General features: G+C 65.3%; 18 protein-coding genes and 1 pseudogene. 6 read left to right on the forward strand and 13 right to left on the reverse strand.

The features are described 5' to 3' along the window. Positions 1–119 precede the first annotated feature (119 nt). From rplI to EPN59_RS06090, 6 genes are all read right to left on the reverse strand, one after another. Positions 120–572, reverse strand: a complete 453-nt coding sequence (gene rplI / locus EPN59_RS06065; RefSeq protein ID WP_293042214.1) for a 50S ribosomal protein L9 — start codon at positions 570–572, stop codon at positions 120–122. Positions 573–599: 27 nt separating this feature from the next. Continuing rightward, on the reverse strand, positions 600–875 hold the full coding sequence (rpsR, locus tag EPN59_RS06070) for a 30S ribosomal protein S18 (protein WP_293042211.1): 276 nt from the start codon (positions 873–875) through the stop codon (positions 600–602). A 2-nt stretch (positions 876–877) separates the two neighbouring features. Further along, positions 878–1,177 (reverse strand): primosomal replication protein N, encoded by a 300-nt coding sequence (gene priB / locus EPN59_RS06075; RefSeq protein WP_293042208.1) that lies wholly within the window; start codon positions 1,175–1,177, stop codon positions 878–880. A gap of 69 nt (positions 1,178–1,246) precedes the next feature. Continuing rightward, positions 1,247–1,618: a 30S ribosomal protein S6 gene (gene rpsF / locus EPN59_RS06080; RefSeq protein WP_293042205.1), complete on the reverse strand. Its 372-nt coding sequence runs from the start codon at positions 1,616–1,618 to the stop codon at positions 1,247–1,249. A 278-nt stretch (positions 1,619–1,896) separates the two neighbouring features. Beyond that, entirely contained in the window at positions 1,897–2,787 is an 891-nt protein-coding gene (locus EPN59_RS06085; protein WP_293042202.1) for a zf-HC2 domain-containing protein, read from the reverse strand. Next, a complete protein-coding gene (locus EPN59_RS06090; RefSeq protein WP_293042199.1) occupies positions 2,777–3,592 on the reverse strand; it encodes an RNA polymerase sigma factor in 816 nt (271 codons plus the stop codon). The genes EPN59_RS06085 and EPN59_RS06090 overlap by 11 nt, the downstream gene beginning before the upstream one ends. Before the next feature lie 200 nt (positions 3,593–3,792). Here EPN59_RS06090 and EPN59_RS06095 point away from each other — a divergent pair, with 200 nt between their 5' ends. The 3 genes and pseudogenes from EPN59_RS06095 to EPN59_RS06105 form a co-directional block, all read left to right on the forward strand. Continuing rightward, positions 3,793–4,683 (forward strand): metallophosphoesterase, encoded by an 891-nt coding sequence (locus tag EPN59_RS06095; RefSeq protein WP_293042196.1) that lies wholly within the window; start codon positions 3,793–3,795, stop codon positions 4,681–4,683. 35 nt (positions 4,684–4,718) lie between these two features. Beyond that, on the forward strand, positions 4,719–5,105 hold the full coding sequence (locus tag EPN59_RS06100; RefSeq protein WP_293042193.1) for a cupredoxin domain-containing protein: 387 nt from the start codon (positions 4,719–4,721) through the stop codon (positions 5,103–5,105). Between the two features lie 67 nt (positions 5,106–5,172). Beyond that, positions 5,173–5,362 (forward strand): annotated as a pseudogene (locus EPN59_RS06105) (2-hydroxy-3-oxopropionate reductase); the annotation flags it as partial. A gap of 154 nt (positions 5,363–5,516) precedes the next feature. On the opposite strand, the gene EPN59_RS06110 reads toward EPN59_RS06105, so the two are convergent. The 6 genes from EPN59_RS06110 to EPN59_RS06135 form a co-directional block, all read right to left on the reverse strand. Continuing rightward, positions 5,517–6,548 (reverse strand): asparaginase, encoded by a 1,032-nt coding sequence (locus EPN59_RS06110; RefSeq protein WP_293045708.1) that lies wholly within the window; start codon positions 6,546–6,548, stop codon positions 5,517–5,519. A 67-nt stretch (positions 6,549–6,615) separates the two neighbouring features. Further along, entirely contained in the window at positions 6,616–7,542 is a 927-nt protein-coding gene (locus EPN59_RS06115; protein ID WP_293045710.1) for a CysB family HTH-type transcriptional regulator, read from the reverse strand. A 93-nt stretch (positions 7,543–7,635) separates the two neighbouring features. Then, positions 7,636–8,694 (reverse strand): sulfate ABC transporter ATP-binding protein, encoded by a 1,059-nt coding sequence (locus tag EPN59_RS06120; RefSeq protein WP_293040501.1) that lies wholly within the window; start codon positions 8,692–8,694, stop codon positions 7,636–7,638. 83 nt (positions 8,695–8,777) lie between these two features. Then, positions 8,778–9,773, reverse strand: a complete 996-nt coding sequence (gene cysW, locus EPN59_RS06125) for a sulfate ABC transporter permease subunit CysW (RefSeq protein WP_293040504.1) — start codon at positions 9,771–9,773, stop codon at positions 8,778–8,780. Then, entirely contained in the window at positions 9,770–10,699 is a 930-nt protein-coding gene (cysT, locus tag EPN59_RS06130) for a sulfate ABC transporter permease subunit CysT (protein WP_293040507.1), read from the reverse strand. The genes cysW and cysT overlap by 4 nt, the downstream gene beginning before the upstream one ends. Before the next feature lie 34 nt (positions 10,700–10,733). After that, complete coding sequence (locus tag EPN59_RS06135) at positions 10,734–11,714, reverse strand: sulfate ABC transporter substrate-binding protein (protein ID WP_293040522.1); 981 nt, start codon at positions 11,712–11,714, stop codon at positions 10,734–10,736. Between the two features lie 393 nt (positions 11,715–12,107). On the opposite strand from EPN59_RS06135, the gene lexA reads away from it, so the two are divergent. From lexA to EPN59_RS06150, 3 genes are all read left to right on the forward strand, one after another. Continuing rightward, complete coding sequence (lexA, locus tag EPN59_RS06140) at positions 12,108–12,758, forward strand: transcriptional repressor LexA (RefSeq protein WP_293040510.1); 651 nt, start codon at positions 12,108–12,110, stop codon at positions 12,756–12,758. Between the two features lie 41 nt (positions 12,759–12,799). Next, on the forward strand, positions 12,800–13,222 hold the full coding sequence (locus EPN59_RS06145; RefSeq protein ID WP_293040513.1) for a hypothetical protein: 423 nt from the start codon (positions 12,800–12,802) through the stop codon (positions 13,220–13,222). A gap of 93 nt (positions 13,223–13,315) precedes the next feature. Next, positions 13,316–13,990, forward strand: coding sequence for a DUF2939 domain-containing protein (locus EPN59_RS06150; RefSeq protein WP_293040516.1), 675 nt, complete (start codon positions 13,316–13,318; stop codon positions 13,988–13,990). Positions 13,991–14,069: 79 nt separating this feature from the next. Here EPN59_RS06150 and EPN59_RS06155 read toward each other — a convergent pair whose 3' ends face one another. Next, complete coding sequence (locus tag EPN59_RS06155) at positions 14,070–14,540, reverse strand: universal stress protein (protein WP_293040519.1); 471 nt, start codon at positions 14,538–14,540, stop codon at positions 14,070–14,072. Positions 14,541–14,549: the final 9 nt, after the last annotated feature.

The following is a 14,549-nucleotide window of genomic DNA, read 5'->3' on the forward strand; positions in this document are numbered from 1 at the left end:
GCGGCCGGACACGCATTAAACACGCACCCGGCGCGCAATAAAAAAGGCAGAAGCCGCGGGGCTCCTGCCTTTTCTGAAACGACAGCGCTCGAGCGGCCCAACCGGGCCGCCCAGGGTGCTTAGACGTGCTCGCCCAGCACCGACACCGTGACGTCGACGATGACGTCGGTGTGCAGGCCGACTTGCACCGGGTGGTCGCCCACCATCTTCAGCGGGCCTTCCGGCAGGCGCACTTGCGCCTTTTCCACTGCGAAGCCTTGCTTGGTCAGCGCGACGGCGATGTCGGCGTTCGTGACCGAGCCGAACAGACGGCCGTCCACGCCAGCCTTCTGGCCGATCTGAACGGTCAGGCCGTTCAGCTTTTCGCCTTCTGCCTGAGCGGCTGCCAGCTTTTCAGCGGCGACCTTTTCGAGTTCGGCGCGGCGAACTTCGAATTCGGCGATTGCGTCCTTCGTGGCGCGGCGGGCCTTCTTGTTCGGGATCAGGAAGTTACGTGCGTAACCGTCCTTCACCTTGACGATGTCGCCCAGATTACCGAGGTTGACGACTTTTTCGAGAAGAATGATCTGCATTCGGATGCTCCTTGTAGCGTCGTCGGGTTAGGCCTTGTGCTGGTCGGTGTACGGCATCAGCGCGAGGAAACGCGCGCGCTTGATAGCCGTGTCCAGCTGACGTTGATAGTGGGCCTTGGTACCCGTCAGACGCGCCGGCGTGATCTTGCCGTTTTCGCCGATGAAGTCCTTCAGCGTATCGATATCCTTGTAGTCGATCTGCTCGACGCTTGCAGCCGTGAAGCGGCAGAACTTCTTACGCTTGAAGAGCGGGTTTTGCTGTTGACGACGCTTGTCGAATTTCTTACCAGTCGGGCGGGCCATGATTAGTCCTTTCCTGTACCTTGCATTTCGGTGATATGAAACACCAGGGTTCGCGCGTTGCGGTGCTTTTTCGCCAGAAAACCGGTGAAGAGCGTCTCGACGCCCATTTCACAGCCTTCCAGCTTGCCGCAAGCCTCGCCGGCGGCCACTGCGTCCATCGTCAGTTCCACGAGGCGGGCAATGCCGGCCTCGACGACTTCGGTGCGGTGGTGCAACGTGCAGCTTGCGATCGGAACGCCGGCGGGGGTATATCGCACCGGTTCGCGTTCGACGACGCTCGCCTTGAGTTGCAGCCTGTTCACGGGGCTTACGCGGTTGATTTAGGCAACTGAGTTAAGCAACTGAGCTCGAATCCTGATGGCTTGTATCGTTTAAGCCTGCGCGTCGGTCGGCTGGGCAGCCGCCTTCTTGGCTTCTTCGCGCTGCACTTCCTTCATCATCGGCGACGGGCCGGTTTCGGCCTTCTTCATCTTGACGATGAGGTGACGCAGAACGGCGTCGTTGAACTTGAACGCGTGTTCCAGTTCGTCGAGCGTGGTCTGGTCGCATTCGATGTTCATGCAGACGTAGTGAGCCTTCGCGAGTTTCTCGATCATGTAGGCCAGTTGACGACGGCCCCAGTCTTCGATGCGGTGGATCTGGCCACCGTGCGACGTGATCGTGCCTTTGTAACGCTCGATCATGGCGGGCACCTGCTCGCTTTGATCGGGGTGCACGATGAAGACGATTTCGTAATGACGCATTACACACTCCTTGTGGATTAAAGCCGCCCGGGCGCCATTGAATTCTCCGGATTACCCGTTGAATTCTCCGGTGCGGCAAGTGAGAAGCCGAAGAGTGTAACGCGAGACGGCGGCGCGCGCAACTGAAATCGGTTGCGCGCGGCGTGTTTCGGGCGTGTTTTCAATGACTTGGCGCGCCTTACCCCCGGTCGGGGGCGCGCCAGTTCCGTGCGAACGGCGTGCCAACTGCACTCCAACTGCATGCGAACTGCACGCCAACCCAGGCATCGCGTGCGCGTTCAAGCACCGCCGAGGCGCGCGTCCAGCGCGGCGCGCAGGCCCGTGAGCGCCTCCGGCCCGGCATCGGTGACGGCCCACCAGGTCATACCGCCAGCTTGCCAGTGCGCCAGCGCGTAGCCCTCGCTGATGCGCGGCGGCGAGCCCGCCGCCGCAGCCGGACCCGCCTCGCCGGGCGGGAAGACATAGAGATCGATCACGTGCTTGCGATAGTGATAGACGAGCACCGCCACGCGCTCGCGCCCCACATAGTCGAGCCGGCCGCCCACGAGCGGGAAACCCTCGGCGGCGAGATCCTCGACGGGCGGCGCGTAGTCGATCTTGCCGTTGAACCACGGCTTGACCGTATGCTTGTCCGTCGAGATCACATCGAGGTCGCGCCCCGAAATCTGCGCGCGGACGTGGCTCGCCACAAGCTCGTTGACGAATTCACCGCCAGTTGCCGGGCGGCGCAGGTTCAGCGCTGCGGCAAACCCGAGCGCACAAAGCACGAGCAGCGCGCCCGCGAGCCAGCTGAAGCCCGCCGCCCGCCCTCCGGCGCCCGAGCCGAATCCACCGAATCCACTGAATCCACCAAAGCGTGGCCACGGCCAGGCGCTCCAGCCGGTCTTATGCACACGGCCGCGCCCGGGTTGTTCGACGGTCTCTCCCGCGCGAGTGTCATGCCCGGCTACGCCCGGCGGCAAGGCCGCGACGATGCGCGCGCCGAGCCCCGCCGGTGCGCGGTGGTAGTCCGCGGACTTCACCGTCTTCGACATCGCCTGCACGGCCCGCGCGTCGCGCTGGCACTGTGCACAGCCGGACAAATGCTCCCGCACGCGCCGTTCGTCGGCGGCGGAAAGCTCGCGGTCGACGCTCGCGTCGATCAGTGGGCGCACTTCGTCACAGTTCATCGGGCGCCTCCGTCGTAGGGCCATCTGGATGGCCATCTGTATGCGGCTGCGGTCCGCCGTCGACGGCTGGCTCGCCAGCGAACCGGCCGACGCTCCCCCGCACCGATGGCCGCCTTGCCCGATCGCTCGCCCCGCCGCCATCGTCCGCGCCATTGCCGCGCACGCCTGGCCGCGCAGTTTGCATGTCCGCTTGCATGTCAGGCTGCACATCGGGCCGCGCGTCGCGTGGCGCACGCCCCTGCGAAACTGCAAGCAGCGCCGCAAGCCGACGGCGTCCGCGCGCCAGCCGCGACATCACGGTCCCCACCGGGAGATCGGCGATCACCGCGATCTCGCGATAACTCAAATCCTCCATCTCGCGTAGCACGAGCACCTCTCGATACTCCACCGGCAGCCTGTGCAGCGCATCCTGCACGATGCGCGCATCTTCCGCGCGGATTGCGAGCGTTTCCGGGTCCGCGCTCGCCGTCTCCCAGCCTTCGGGCGGCGTGTCGTCGCGCAACTCGTCGAACGGCGTCACTTCTTCCGATGTCGAGCGCCGTCGCCACTCGTCGTACCAGACGCGCCGCACGATCGCGAGCAGCCACGGGCGCGCGAGATCGCCGCGAAACGTGTCGAAGAAACGAAACGCCCGCAGAAACGCCTCCTGCACGATGTCATCGGCATCGCCCGGATTGCGCGAGAGCCAGCGCGCGAGGTTGTAGGCCGCATCGAGATGCGGCAGCGCGAGCGCCTGGAAACGGCTGCTGCGCGCCGCTTCGTCGCTTCCCGCTGGCTCGACATGCTCGTTCGCGCTTGCGCCCACGCTCGCCCCTCGTGCCTCTTACGGTTTCCCTCGTCCTGCAAATCGCGCCTCGCCTTCTCGACTACTGGCCGTCCTTCATGCAGTACCGTCGCTGCGGCCAGTGTATTCCCGCCGTCTGCGCCCGCCAGCGAAAAATAAAGCGGGAATACACAGCGCGCCAGGGCGGTAAGACAGGCACATCCACGCGTGAGGAGGCGACCATGCCCACCACTCTGAAACGGCGCGACTTCCTGCGCCTCGCCGCACTGGGCGGCGGCGTCGCGTTCGCATCGGCACTGCCCGGCTGGGCCGCGGAACGCGACGCTGATTTCTTCTTCGTCCAGCTTTCCGATGCGCACTGGGGCTTCGAAGGCCCGAAGGTCAACCCCGACTCGAAAGGCACGCTGCCGAAGGCAATCGCCGCCGTCAACGCGCTGCCCGCCAAGCCCGATTTCGTCGTGTTCACGGGCGACCTCACGCACACGACCGACGATCCCGCCGTGCGCCGCACGCGCATGCATGAATTCCAGTCGATCATTGCCGCGCTGAAGGTCAAGCCGCTCTATCTGATGCCAGGCGAGCACGACGCGAGTCTCGACAACGGCGAGGCGTACCGCGAGCTGTTCGGTCAGACGCACTACACGTTCGACCATCGCGGCGTGCATTTCATCGTGCTCGACAACGTGTCCGATCCTGCAGCCCGCGTGGGCGACACGCAGATCGCGTGGCTCGCCGACGACCTCTCGCGTCAGCGCCCGGACGCCCGCATCGTCGTCTTCACGCACCGGCCGCTTTTCGATCTCGCGCCGCAATGGGACTGGGCCACGCGCGACGGCGCCGCCGTAATCAACGTGCTGCAGAAGCACCAGAACGTCACCGTGTTCTACGGCCATATCCACCAGGAGCATCACACGATGACGGGCGCAATCGCGCACCACGCCGCGCGCTCGCTGATGTTCCCGCTGCCCGCGCCCGGTTCGCAGGCGCAGCGGCTGCCGGTTCCGTGGGATGCATCGGCGCCCTATAAGGGGCTCGGCTGGCGCAGCATCGAAGTCGATGGTCCGCCGCAGGCGTATGCGCTGACCGAAATGCCGATCCGCAATCTCACCTGACTCACCCAACGACAAAACCTGCCGAGGAGACCGCCATGTTCACCTGTTCGAGCGCTGCCAGGCGCCTGGCGTTGCCCGCGCGCCGCCGCTGGCTGCTATTTGCTGCGGCGAGCGCGAGCTTGCTGCTGCGCGTCGATGCGCGCGCGGCGCCGCGCGTGATCAAGGTTCACGCCCGGCGTTTCGTATTCACGCCGAACCGCATTTCCCTCGCGCCGCACGAACGCGTGACGTTCGAACTCACAGCCGAGGATGCGTTAATGGGCTTCTCGATCCCGCAGCTCGGCGTGCGCGCCGACGTGCCGCCGGGCATCGTGGTTCATCTCTCGGCAGAAGCGGGCGACGCGGGCACGGTGCAGTTTCTCTGCGACATCTTCTGCGGTTCGGGGCACGAGACGATGAACGGCGTGCTCGTGGTCGGATGAGCCTGAGCAACAAGCCCCTGAGGCGGCGAACGCGGCTCAGTACGCCTCGCCACTCCAGTAACCGGGCCGTGCGCTGATGGGCGGCTTCGCCTCCTCGCGCATTCTCGAAGTGCACGGCGAGCGCGCAGCAACTCTTCAGCGTCTGCGCGGCCAACGGCGGCAAGGCGTGGGATCACTCGGCGATGATTCGCGCGCTGGAAATCATGGCGCACTTCGATATCGCGGAACCGGCCAGCACGCAACCTTCGGCGGCCTGAATCTGGCGGCCTGAAACCGGGCGGTGTCCATGTAAGGCTGTGAATGTGAAGTGCGTGGCGCAGTGTGGCCTGGTGGGTGGTCACACTGCGGCAACAGGCAAGCTCAGACCATCTCGCAAGACGGGATGTTCCGTCGACGAAGGATACGTCTCGATCAGTACGTATCGAACACGCGCTGCAACTCAATCCGATCCGTGATGCCGCGCGCAAGCGCGAGCGCCAGCAGCACGCGCGCCTTGTACGGATTGAGCGTGCCCGCGCTGATGAAGCCCAGCGCGTCGTCTTTCGCCGCGCCGTTGTGCATCACGTGACCCGAACCCACGCGCGAGGCGCGCACGACAGCCACGCCCTTCGCCGCCGCCTCGACCAGCGCCTGCTGCAAGGTCGAATGAATCGAGCCGTTGCCGGTCCCGGCCACGACGATACCGCGCACCCCCGCCGCGACGAGCGCATCGACGGCGATGCGCGACACGCCCGCATAACTCGCAACGATCTCCACATGCGGCCACGGGCCGTTCGCCGTAAACGGCGAATCGACCGTATGCGCACGCAACGTGCGGCGCTGGAATTCCACCCGCCCGTCCTGCACCCACCCCAGCGCGCCGATTTCCGGCGACTGGAACGCATCGACGGCGTACGTGCTGATCTTGATCACGTCGCGCGCGCAGTGAATCCGGTTGTTGAACGCGACGAGCACGCCCTGTCCCGCTGCCGCACCGCTCGCCGCGAGCGTCACCGCGTTCAGCAGATTCAGCGGGCCGTCGGCCGAAAGAGCCGAAGCGGGCCGCATCGCCGCCGTCATCACGACGGGCTTCGAGCTCTTGACCGCGAGATGCAGCAGCCACGCGGTTTCTTCGAGCGTATCGGTGCCGTGCGTAATCACGACGCCATCGATATCGTCGCCCGCCAGCAGCGTATTGATGCGCTGCGCAAGCGTCGTCCACAGCGCGAGCGCCATGTCCTTGCTGTCGATGCTCGCGACCTGCTCGGCCTGGATCTGCGCGATGGCGTCGAGCCCGGGGACGGCCGCCAGCAACTGCGCGACGCCGATGACGCCGGCCTGGTAACCGGCGGTGTTCGCCGCGTCGGGCGCGGAGCCCGCGATGGTGCCGCCGGTGGCGAGCACGGCGATGCGCGGCAGCGGTTGCGCTGCCGCGGAAGAGGAAGTCGGATTGGGCGTATTCATGGCGGCGATTTTAAGCGATCCGCCGCTGCGCGCGCACAGCCCGATCTTCACATCGCTTCACGGCGCTTCAGTTGCCTTCGCGCAACTGGCTCGCGATATGCTGCTCGGTCAGGTGCGGCGCGAACATCTCGATCATCCGGTACGCGTACTGACGCAGGAACGCGCCCTTGCGCAAGCCCACGCGCGTCGTGCTCGCCTCGAACAGGTGCTGGGAATCGAGGGCGACGAGTTCGGTGTCGCGCTTCGGATCGTAGGCCATCGCGGCCACCACGCCCACGCCCATACCGAGTTCGACATAGGTTTTGATGACATCGGTGTCGATGGCCGTCAGCACGACGTCGGGCACCACGCCCGCCTTCGCGAACGACTGGTCGATGTGCGAGCGGCCCGTGAAATCCTGGTCGTAGGTGATGAGCGGATACTCCGCGATCTCTTCGAGCGTGACCTGCTCGCGCCCGACGAGCGGATGCGACTTCGGCACGACGACAACGTGATGCCACGAATAGCACGGAAACGTCACGATGTCCGGATAGCGGTCGAGCGCTTCGGTCGAAAGACCGATATCGGCCTCGCCGCTGACGATCGACTGCGCAATCTGCTGCGGATTGCCCTGGCGCAGCGCGAGTCGCACCTTCGGAAACACCTCGCGGAACTGATGCACGACTTTCGGCAGCGCGTAGCGCGCCTGCGTGTGGGTGGTCGCGACGACGAGGTGGCCGCTGTCCTGGTCGGCGAACTGGCGCGCGACGCGGCGCAGGTTGCCGGCATCGAGCAGCATCCGCTCGATCAGCTGATGCACGGCCTTGCCCGGCTCGGTCAGGCCCGTGAGCCGCTTGCCGCGCCGGATGAAGATGTCGACGCCGAGCTCGTCCTCCAGATCCTTGATCTGCTTCGAGACGCCCGATTGCGACGTGTACAGCACGTTCGCCACCTCGGTCAGATTCATGTTCTGACGCACGGCTTCGCGTACGAAACGCAACTGCTGGAAATTCATGTCCTTGTCCCCGGACTGGTCGGTCTGATCAGGTTGAATGCGCGCGATTTGAAGGCGCTGTAAATGCCCAAAACGGGCCGCTCGGTGCGCCGCTCAGTGCGCAGGAAACACGCGCAGGCCGCGCGGCACGGCGGTCGCGTAGTCGCCCACGGTCAGGCTCAGCGCGCGCCACGCCTCGCGATCGAGTTCGGCTTCGAGCGCACCGCCCGCATGGCTTGCCAGCTCCACGCGCACCGAGCCGCCGAGCGTCACGACGCGGCGCACATCCACGACGATGCCGTCGCGCTGCCCGGCCGAATGCGGATGCAGCACGAGATCGTGCGGGCGCACATAGGCAAGCGCCGGGCCGACGAATTCCGCCTCAACGGCGATCGGCTGCGCCGCGCCGTCGACAACGAAGCCCTGCGCCTCCACGCGCCCCCGCAGGCGGTTCGCCGCACCGAGGAATTCGTAGACGAAAGCCGTCTGCGGATGGTCGTAGACGGCCTGCGGGCTGCCCACCTGCTCGACGTGTCCGCGATTGAGCACGACGATGCGGTCGGCCACTTCGAGCGCTTCCTCCTGATCGTGCGTGACGAAGATCGTCGAGATGTGCAGATCGTCGTGCAGGTGGCGCAGCCAGCTGCGCAGCTCCTTGCGCACTTTCGCGTCGAGCGCGCCGAACGGCTCGTCGAGCAGCAGCACCTTGGGTTCGACGGCGAGCGCACGGGCCAGCGCGATGCGCTGGCGCTGCCCGCCGGAGAGTTCGGACGGATAGCGCTGCGCGAGCCAGTCGAGCTGAACGAGCTTCAGGAGTTCATGCACCTTCTCGCGAATCGCGGCCTCGGACGGCCGCTCGTTGCGCGGCTTCACGCGCAGCCCGAAGGCGACGTTCTCGAACACCGTCATGTGGCGGAACAGCGCGTAATGCTGGAAGACGAAGCCGACCTGGCGCTCGCGCGCGCCGACTGCGCCCACGTCCTGGCCTTGCAGCACGACCTCGCCCGCGTCCGCGTATTCGAGGCCCGCGATCACGCGCAGCAGCGTGGTCTTGCCGCAACCCGACGGCCCGAGCAGCGCGACGAGTTCGCCGGGCGGGAAGTCGAGCGAGACGTTGTCGAGTGCGGTGAAATCGCCGAAGCGCTTTTGCAGATTGCGAACGATGATGCCCATGATTGACTGCTCTCCGTTTTCGGCCAGCGTGTTCCGCGAGGCGCCTTCGCTGGCCCGATGCAATGGTGTGACTGATGCGTTGATTACTCGAGCGCCTGCCGCGCGACACCCGGCCGCGCAGCGCGTGGCATGTCCGGTTGAATGGTGGTTGCGGTGGCGGCGGCAGCAGCGATCTGCGTGAGCGCGCGCCCGCCGCGATCCGGGGCGAGCGCCGGCGCGGCGCTTTCGTCCTCGCGTTCCGCGCCGAGATGACGCTCGGCAAGCAGCTTGAGCCCGAGCGTCACGAGCGCGAGCAGCGCGAGCAGCGACGCCACCGCGAAAGCCGCCGCGAAGTTGTATTCGTTGTAGAGAATCTCGACGTGCAGCGGCATCGTGTCGGTCAGCCCGCGAATGTGGCCCGACACCACCGACACCGCGCCGAACTCGCCCATCGCCCGCGCATTGCAGAGAATCACGCCGTAGAGCAAACCCCAGCGGACATTCGGCAGCGTGACGCGGCGAAACATCTGCCAGCCCGACGCGCCCAGCACGTGCGCTGCCTCTTCCTCGTCGTTGCCCTGGGCCTGCATCAGCGGAATCAGTTCGCGCGCAACGAACGGAAACGTGACGAAGATCGTGGCGAGCACGATGCCCGGCACAGCGAAGATGATCTGCACGTCGTGGTCGGCGAGCCATGGCCCGAGCCAGCCCTGTGCGCCGAACAGCAGCACGTAGATGAGACCCGAGATCACGGGCGACACCGAAAACGGCAGATCGATCAGCGTGGTCAGCAGCGCCTTGCCGCGAAACTCGAATTTGGCGATCGTCCATGAAGCGACCAGCCCGAACGCGAGATTGAGCGGCACGGCGATAGCCGCGGTGATGAGCGTGAGCTCGATCGCCGAGACGGCGTCGGGATCGGCGAGCGACGCGAAGTAGAAGCCGACGCCCTTCGAGAGTGCCTGCGAGAACACCGCGATGAGCGGCACCAGCAGAAAGAGCGCGAGAAAGACGAGCGCGGCGCTGGTGAGCAGCCAGCGCACCCAGGGCGCTTCCGTGACCGGATCGGGGCGGCGCGGCGGCCGTTGAGGCGTGCTCATTGCGCACCTCCCGTAGCGACTGCGCGCTGCGCCGGGTCATGCGGCGCGGACGACGATGAAGACGGCCCAGACGACGAAGGCGATGAAGCGCCTCGGCTCGTACGGCGCTGCAAATACCACTGCAGCGAATTGATGATGAGCAGCATGACGAACGAGACGCACAGCATCACGACGGCCAGCGCGGTCGCGCCCGCGTAATCGTACTGTTCGAGCTTGGTGATGATGAGAAGCGAGGTGATTTCGGACTTCATCGGCACGTTGCCCGCGATAAAGATCACCGAGCCGTACTCGCCGAGGGCGCGCGCGAACGCAAGCGCGAAACCGGTGAGCAGCGCGGGCAATGCGGCGGGCAGCACGACGCGGCGCACCGTGAGCCAGCGCGACGCGCCGAGGCACGCGGCGGCCTCCTCCTGCTCGCGCTCGAAGTCTTCGAGCACGGGCTGCACGGTGCGCACGACGAACGGCAGACCGATGAATGTGAGCGCAACGAGTACGCCGAGCGACGTGAAGGCGACCTTGATCCCCAGCGGTTCGAGAAACTGGCCGATCCAGCCGTTGCCCGCGTACACGGCCGCGAGCGAGATGCCCGCGACCGAGGTCGGCAGCGCAAAAGGCAGATCGACGAGCGCGTCGATGGCGCGTTTGAACGGGAACGTGTAGCGCACGAGCACCCAGGCGAGCAGAAGGCCGAACACGGCATTGATGAGCGCGGCGCCGAGCGCGGCCAAAAACGTGAGCCGGTACGACGCGATCACGCGCGGCGACGCCACGGCGCGCACGAACTGCGCCCAGTCGAGCGTCGCGGTCTTCAGGAAGGTGGACGCAAGCGGAATCAGCACCACGAGGCTCAGATAAGCCACCGTGATGCCCAGTGTCAGGCCGAAGCCCGGCAACGCGCCGGGCTTGCGTAAGCGTAACGTCGTCATGCTTGTTGCTCTTTCAGAATGCTGCGGGGAGTTTTCACTGCGGCTGGTAAATCGAATCGAACACGCCGCCATCGGCGAAATGAACCTTCTGCGCGTTCGCCCAGCCGCCGAACGAATCGTCGACCGTGTAGAGCTTCAGCTTCGAAAACCTCGACGTCAGCGCAGCCGGCACCTTGTCCGAACGCGGACGGTAGAAGTTCTTCGCCGCGATCTCCTGGCCTTCCTCGCTGTACAGGAACTGCAGATAAGCCTCGGCGACCTTGCGCGTGCCGCGCTTGTCCACGACCTTGTCGACGACGGCCACCGGCGGCTCCGCGAGAATGCTCACCGACGGCACCACGATCTCGAACTTCCCGGAACCGAACTCCCTGAGCGACAGGAACGCTTCGTTTTCCCACGCGATCAGCACGTCGCCGATGCCGCGCTGCACGAAGCTCGTCGTCGCTCCGCGCGAGCCCGAGTCGAGCACGCCGGCGTTCCTGTAGAGCTGTGTGACGAACGCCTTCGCCTTCTGGTCGTTACCGCCCGGCTGATGCGCGGCGTACGCCCACGCCGCGAGATAATTCCAGCGCGCGCCGCCTGAGGTCTTCGGATTCGGCGTGACGATCGAGACGCCCGGCTTGACGAGATCGTCCCAGTCCTTGATGTGCTTCGGATTGCCCTTGCGCACGAGAAACACGATGGTCGAGGTGTACGGCGCGGCGTTGTCGGGCAGACGCTTTTGCCAGTCGGCTTTCACGAGGCCCTTCTTCGCGAGCGCGTCGATATCCCAGGCGAGCGCGAGCGTCACGACATCGGCTTGCAGGCCGTCCAGCACCGAGCGCGCCTGCGCGCCCGAACCGCCGTGCGACTGTCTGATCGTGAGCGACTCGCCGGTCTTCGCCTTCCACTGCTTCGCAAAAGCCTCGTTGACCTGCTGGTACAACTCGCGCGTCGGATCGTAGGAGACGTTCAGCAACGGCGTATCCGCATGCGCTGCGGGCGCGTGCGCCGCCATGCCGACGAGCGCCGCCATGCCGAGGACCGGCGCCACGCCAACGATCAACCGCGCCGCCAGTCGATTGATCCAGCCCGCTTTTCCGTTGTCCAGAATGCCCATCCATTTTTCTCCGTGTTGTCTTTGCGTGGGTCTTGCACGGGCCTTGCGTGCCTGCATGCTCACGATGAAGGGCAGTCTAACGAGCGGCTTAAATCATTAAAAATAATGTTTCTTCATTTTTTAATGCCGAAAAGTGGTAAGCCCTCCCTCACCCCGGCCACACGGACATGGCTGCGCCGCCACCGCATCCGCCCGGCAGCGGGCAAACGCCGCGAAAACACCCTCCGAACGGAGAACTTCAAGTAACACTTGAAAAGGATCCGATACTGTATAAAAATACAGTCACCTGTCTATTCATACAGTGTCGCCATGACCAAACTCACCGCACGACAGCAGCAGGTTTTCGATCTGATCCGGCGCGCGATCGAGCGCACCGGCTTTCCGCCCACGCGCGCCGAGATCGCGGCCGAACTCGGTTTCAGCTCCGCCAATTCCGCCGAGGAGCATTTGCGCGCATTGGCACGCAAGGGCGTGATCGAACTGGCCGCAGGCGCGTCGCGCGGCATCCGTCTCCTGCCCGGCCCGGACGACCTCCCGCACCAGTTCACGCTGCCGCACCCGAGCATCATGCAGCTCTCGCTACCGCTCGTCGGCCGCGTCGCGGCGGGCAGTCCGATTCTCGCGCAGGAGCACATCGCGCAGCACTACGCGTGCGACCCGGCGCTCTTCTCCAGCAGGCCCGACTACCTGCTCAAGGTGCGCGGCCTGTCGATGCGCGACGCGGGCATCCTGGACGGCGATCTGCTCGCCGTGCAGAAGAAGAGCGAAGCGAAGGACGGCCAGATCGTCGTCGCCCGCCTTGGCGACGATGTCACGGTGAAACGCCTGAAGCGCCGGCCCAACGGGCTCGAACTGATCGCCGAGAACCCCGACTACGACAACATCTTCGTCGAGGCCGGCAGTGTGGAGTTCGCGCTCGAAGGCATCGCCGTCGGCCTGATTCGCCCCACCGAATTCTGATCGTCTGAACGCTGTCGTCTAAACGCTGTCTGGAGGGAGTTATGGAACGCCTTGCCCGTTTGCTGCCCTTTCGTCAATTTGGCCGTCTGCGGCATCTGCGCGGCCTTGCCGGCTGCGCGGCGAAGAACACGCGCATGTCGGGAGCCGCGCAATCCGGCTCGCTCTTCGACAGTCTGAGCGACACCGAACCGGGGTCCGAAGTCGGGTCGACGGCTGGACCCGCAGTCGGGTTGGCCGCGGGCCTCGTCGAACTGCCGCCGCTGCCGTCCGCGCAGCCCGCATTCGCGCGCGTTTCGCTCAACAGCGCGCTGAACCACACCGAACCCGGCCGTCGTGCGCCTGTACGCGTGTACCACGGGCCTTCGCGGCTCATCATGGTCGGTACGGTCGATGCGGTCTGCCGGATGATCGACCGCTGCATCGCGGAACAGCACGCAGATCTGCCCTCGGCGCTCGCGAAGTAACGGCAAAACGGTAAAGGCAACGGGAGAGTTCGGGATCGTTTCCGCGCGCACGCGGTCCACACAACGTGTGCCTTCGACGATCCGAACTCAAATATGACCGAATCCCTATCGAACAAACGCTGGATCAAGCCTGTCGCTATCGTGGTTGCGGTGGCGCTCATCGTGACCGCAGTGGGCTACAGCTATGCCTCGCCGTATCTGGTGCTGCATCGGCTCAAGGCCGCCGCCGATGCACGCGATGCCGAAACGCTGAACGAATACGTCGACTATCCGGCGTTGCGCGTGAGCCTCAAGGAACAGGTTGGCGGCATGCTGAAGCGGCGCGTGGAGGCGCAACACAGCAGCAACCCGCTGCTGTTGTTCGGCGCCGCGATCGGCGCGGCGCTGATCGGACCGCTCGTGGATGCTTATACGACGCCGGACGGCGTCGCCGCACTGCTCAACGGAATGCCGCCCAGCGGAAAACCCGGCGAGCAGCCGCCGCCCGCGCCCGCCCCGGGGAATCCGCCGGGAGAGTCCAGTGCAGAATCAAGCGCAGAGTCCAACGGACAATCCAGCGCACAATCCAACGCACAAACGGCTTCGGCAGATTCAGCGAAGAATGAGCCGGGTCACCCGCAAACCACAGCGGGCTACCGCGGGCTCAATGAATTTGTGGTGACCTGGCAGCGCAGCGAGAACGGCATACGTTATTCCGCCGTCCTGCAACGTCATGGGCCGTTTGCCTGGAAGCTCGGCGCGGTCGAATTGAGCGAGCCTGACCAATAACGGCATTGCCCGATATCTGCTCGATGGCGGTGTAATTGCGTCAACTGCGAGCGTGAACCACAGCCCTCAAGTGCATCGCTCAGGCGGCCGCTTGCTGTTGCTTCTGCTCGGCCGCCGAGGAACACGCCACAAGAATGCTGCAGGACACGCGGTCGAGCAGCGGCGTGTTGCCCGCGCCCATCCACCAGCGCGAAAGCCCGGTGCGGCAGCGATGGCCGACCACCACCAGATCCACCTGCAGTTCGTTGGCGAGATTCGCGATCTCGTCGATCGGATGCCCGAAAGCGAAATGGCCCTGCGCACGCACGCCGCGCTCGGTCAGCCAGTCCACGCCCTCCTGAAGAATTTCGCGCGCGGTCTCTTCGAAACGGCCGCAGGCCACGTCGGTCAGGAGGCCGGCGCTCTGGGCAATCGTCGAGCGCATGTCGACGACCGACAGCAGGTGTGTTTCAGCATGCAGGTCCAGCGCCAGATCCGCGCCGCAGCGCAGCGCCTTGCGGCCTTCGCGCGAGCCGTCATAACAAAGCAGGATTTTCTTGTAGCTCGCCATGATGGTTTC

It is taken from the genome of Paraburkholderia sp. (assembly GCF_004298475.1).
Lineage (GTDB): Bacteria > Pseudomonadota > Gammaproteobacteria > Burkholderiales > Burkholderiaceae > Paraburkholderia > Paraburkholderia denitrificans.

What these genes read in the sequence shown, in the direction of transcription:
- rplI (WP_293042214.1), bottom strand. Translation starts at nt 572, where the DNA reads ATGCAGATCATTCTTCTCGAAAAAGTCGTCAACCTCGGTAATCTGGGC.
- rpsR (WP_293042211.1), bottom strand. Translation starts at nt 875, where the DNA reads ATGGCCCGCCCGACTGGTAAGAAATTCGACAAGCGTCGTCAACAGCAA.
- rpsF (WP_293042205.1), bottom strand. Translation starts at nt 1,618, where the DNA reads ATGCGTCATTACGAAATCGTCTTCATCGTGCACCCCGATCAAAGCGAG.
- EPN59_RS06085 (WP_293042202.1), bottom strand. Translation starts at nt 2,787, where the DNA reads ATGAACTGTGACGAAGTGCGCCCACTGATCGACGCGAGCGTCGACCGC.
- EPN59_RS06095 (WP_293042196.1), top strand. Translation starts at nt 3,793, where the DNA reads ATGCCCACCACTCTGAAACGGCGCGACTTCCTGCGCCTCGCCGCACTG.
- EPN59_RS06100 (WP_293042193.1), top strand. Translation starts at nt 4,719, where the DNA reads ATGTTCACCTGTTCGAGCGCTGCCAGGCGCCTGGCGTTGCCCGCGCGC.
- EPN59_RS06110 (WP_293045708.1), bottom strand. Translation starts at nt 6,548, where the DNA reads ATGAATACGCCCAATCCGACTTCCTCTTCCGCGGCAGCGCAACCGCTG.
- EPN59_RS06115 (WP_293045710.1), bottom strand. Translation starts at nt 7,542, where the DNA reads ATGAATTTCCAGCAGTTGCGTTTCGTACGCGAAGCCGTGCGTCAGAAC.
- EPN59_RS06120 (WP_293040501.1), bottom strand. Translation starts at nt 8,694, where the DNA reads ATGGGCATCATCGTTCGCAATCTGCAAAAGCGCTTCGGCGATTTCACC.
- cysW (WP_293040504.1), bottom strand. Translation starts at nt 9,773, where the DNA reads ATGAGCACGCCTCAACGGCCGCCGCGCCGCCCCGATCCGGTCACGGAA.
- cysT (WP_293040507.1), bottom strand. Translation starts at nt 10,699, where the DNA reads ATGACGACGTTACGCTTACGCAAGCCCGGCGCGTTGCCGGGCTTCGGC.
- EPN59_RS06135 (WP_293040522.1), bottom strand. Translation starts at nt 11,714, where the DNA reads ATGGCGGCGCTCGTCGGCATGGCGGCGCACGCGCCCGCAGCGCATGCG.
- lexA (WP_293040510.1), top strand. Translation starts at nt 12,108, where the DNA reads ATGACCAAACTCACCGCACGACAGCAGCAGGTTTTCGATCTGATCCGG.
- EPN59_RS06145 (WP_293040513.1), top strand. Translation starts at nt 12,800, where the DNA reads ATGGAACGCCTTGCCCGTTTGCTGCCCTTTCGTCAATTTGGCCGTCTG.
- EPN59_RS06150 (WP_293040516.1), top strand. Translation starts at nt 13,316, where the DNA reads ATGACCGAATCCCTATCGAACAAACGCTGGATCAAGCCTGTCGCTATC.
- EPN59_RS06155 (WP_293040519.1), bottom strand. Translation starts at nt 14,540, where the DNA reads ATGGCGAGCTACAAGAAAATCCTGCTTTGTTATGACGGCTCGCGCGAA.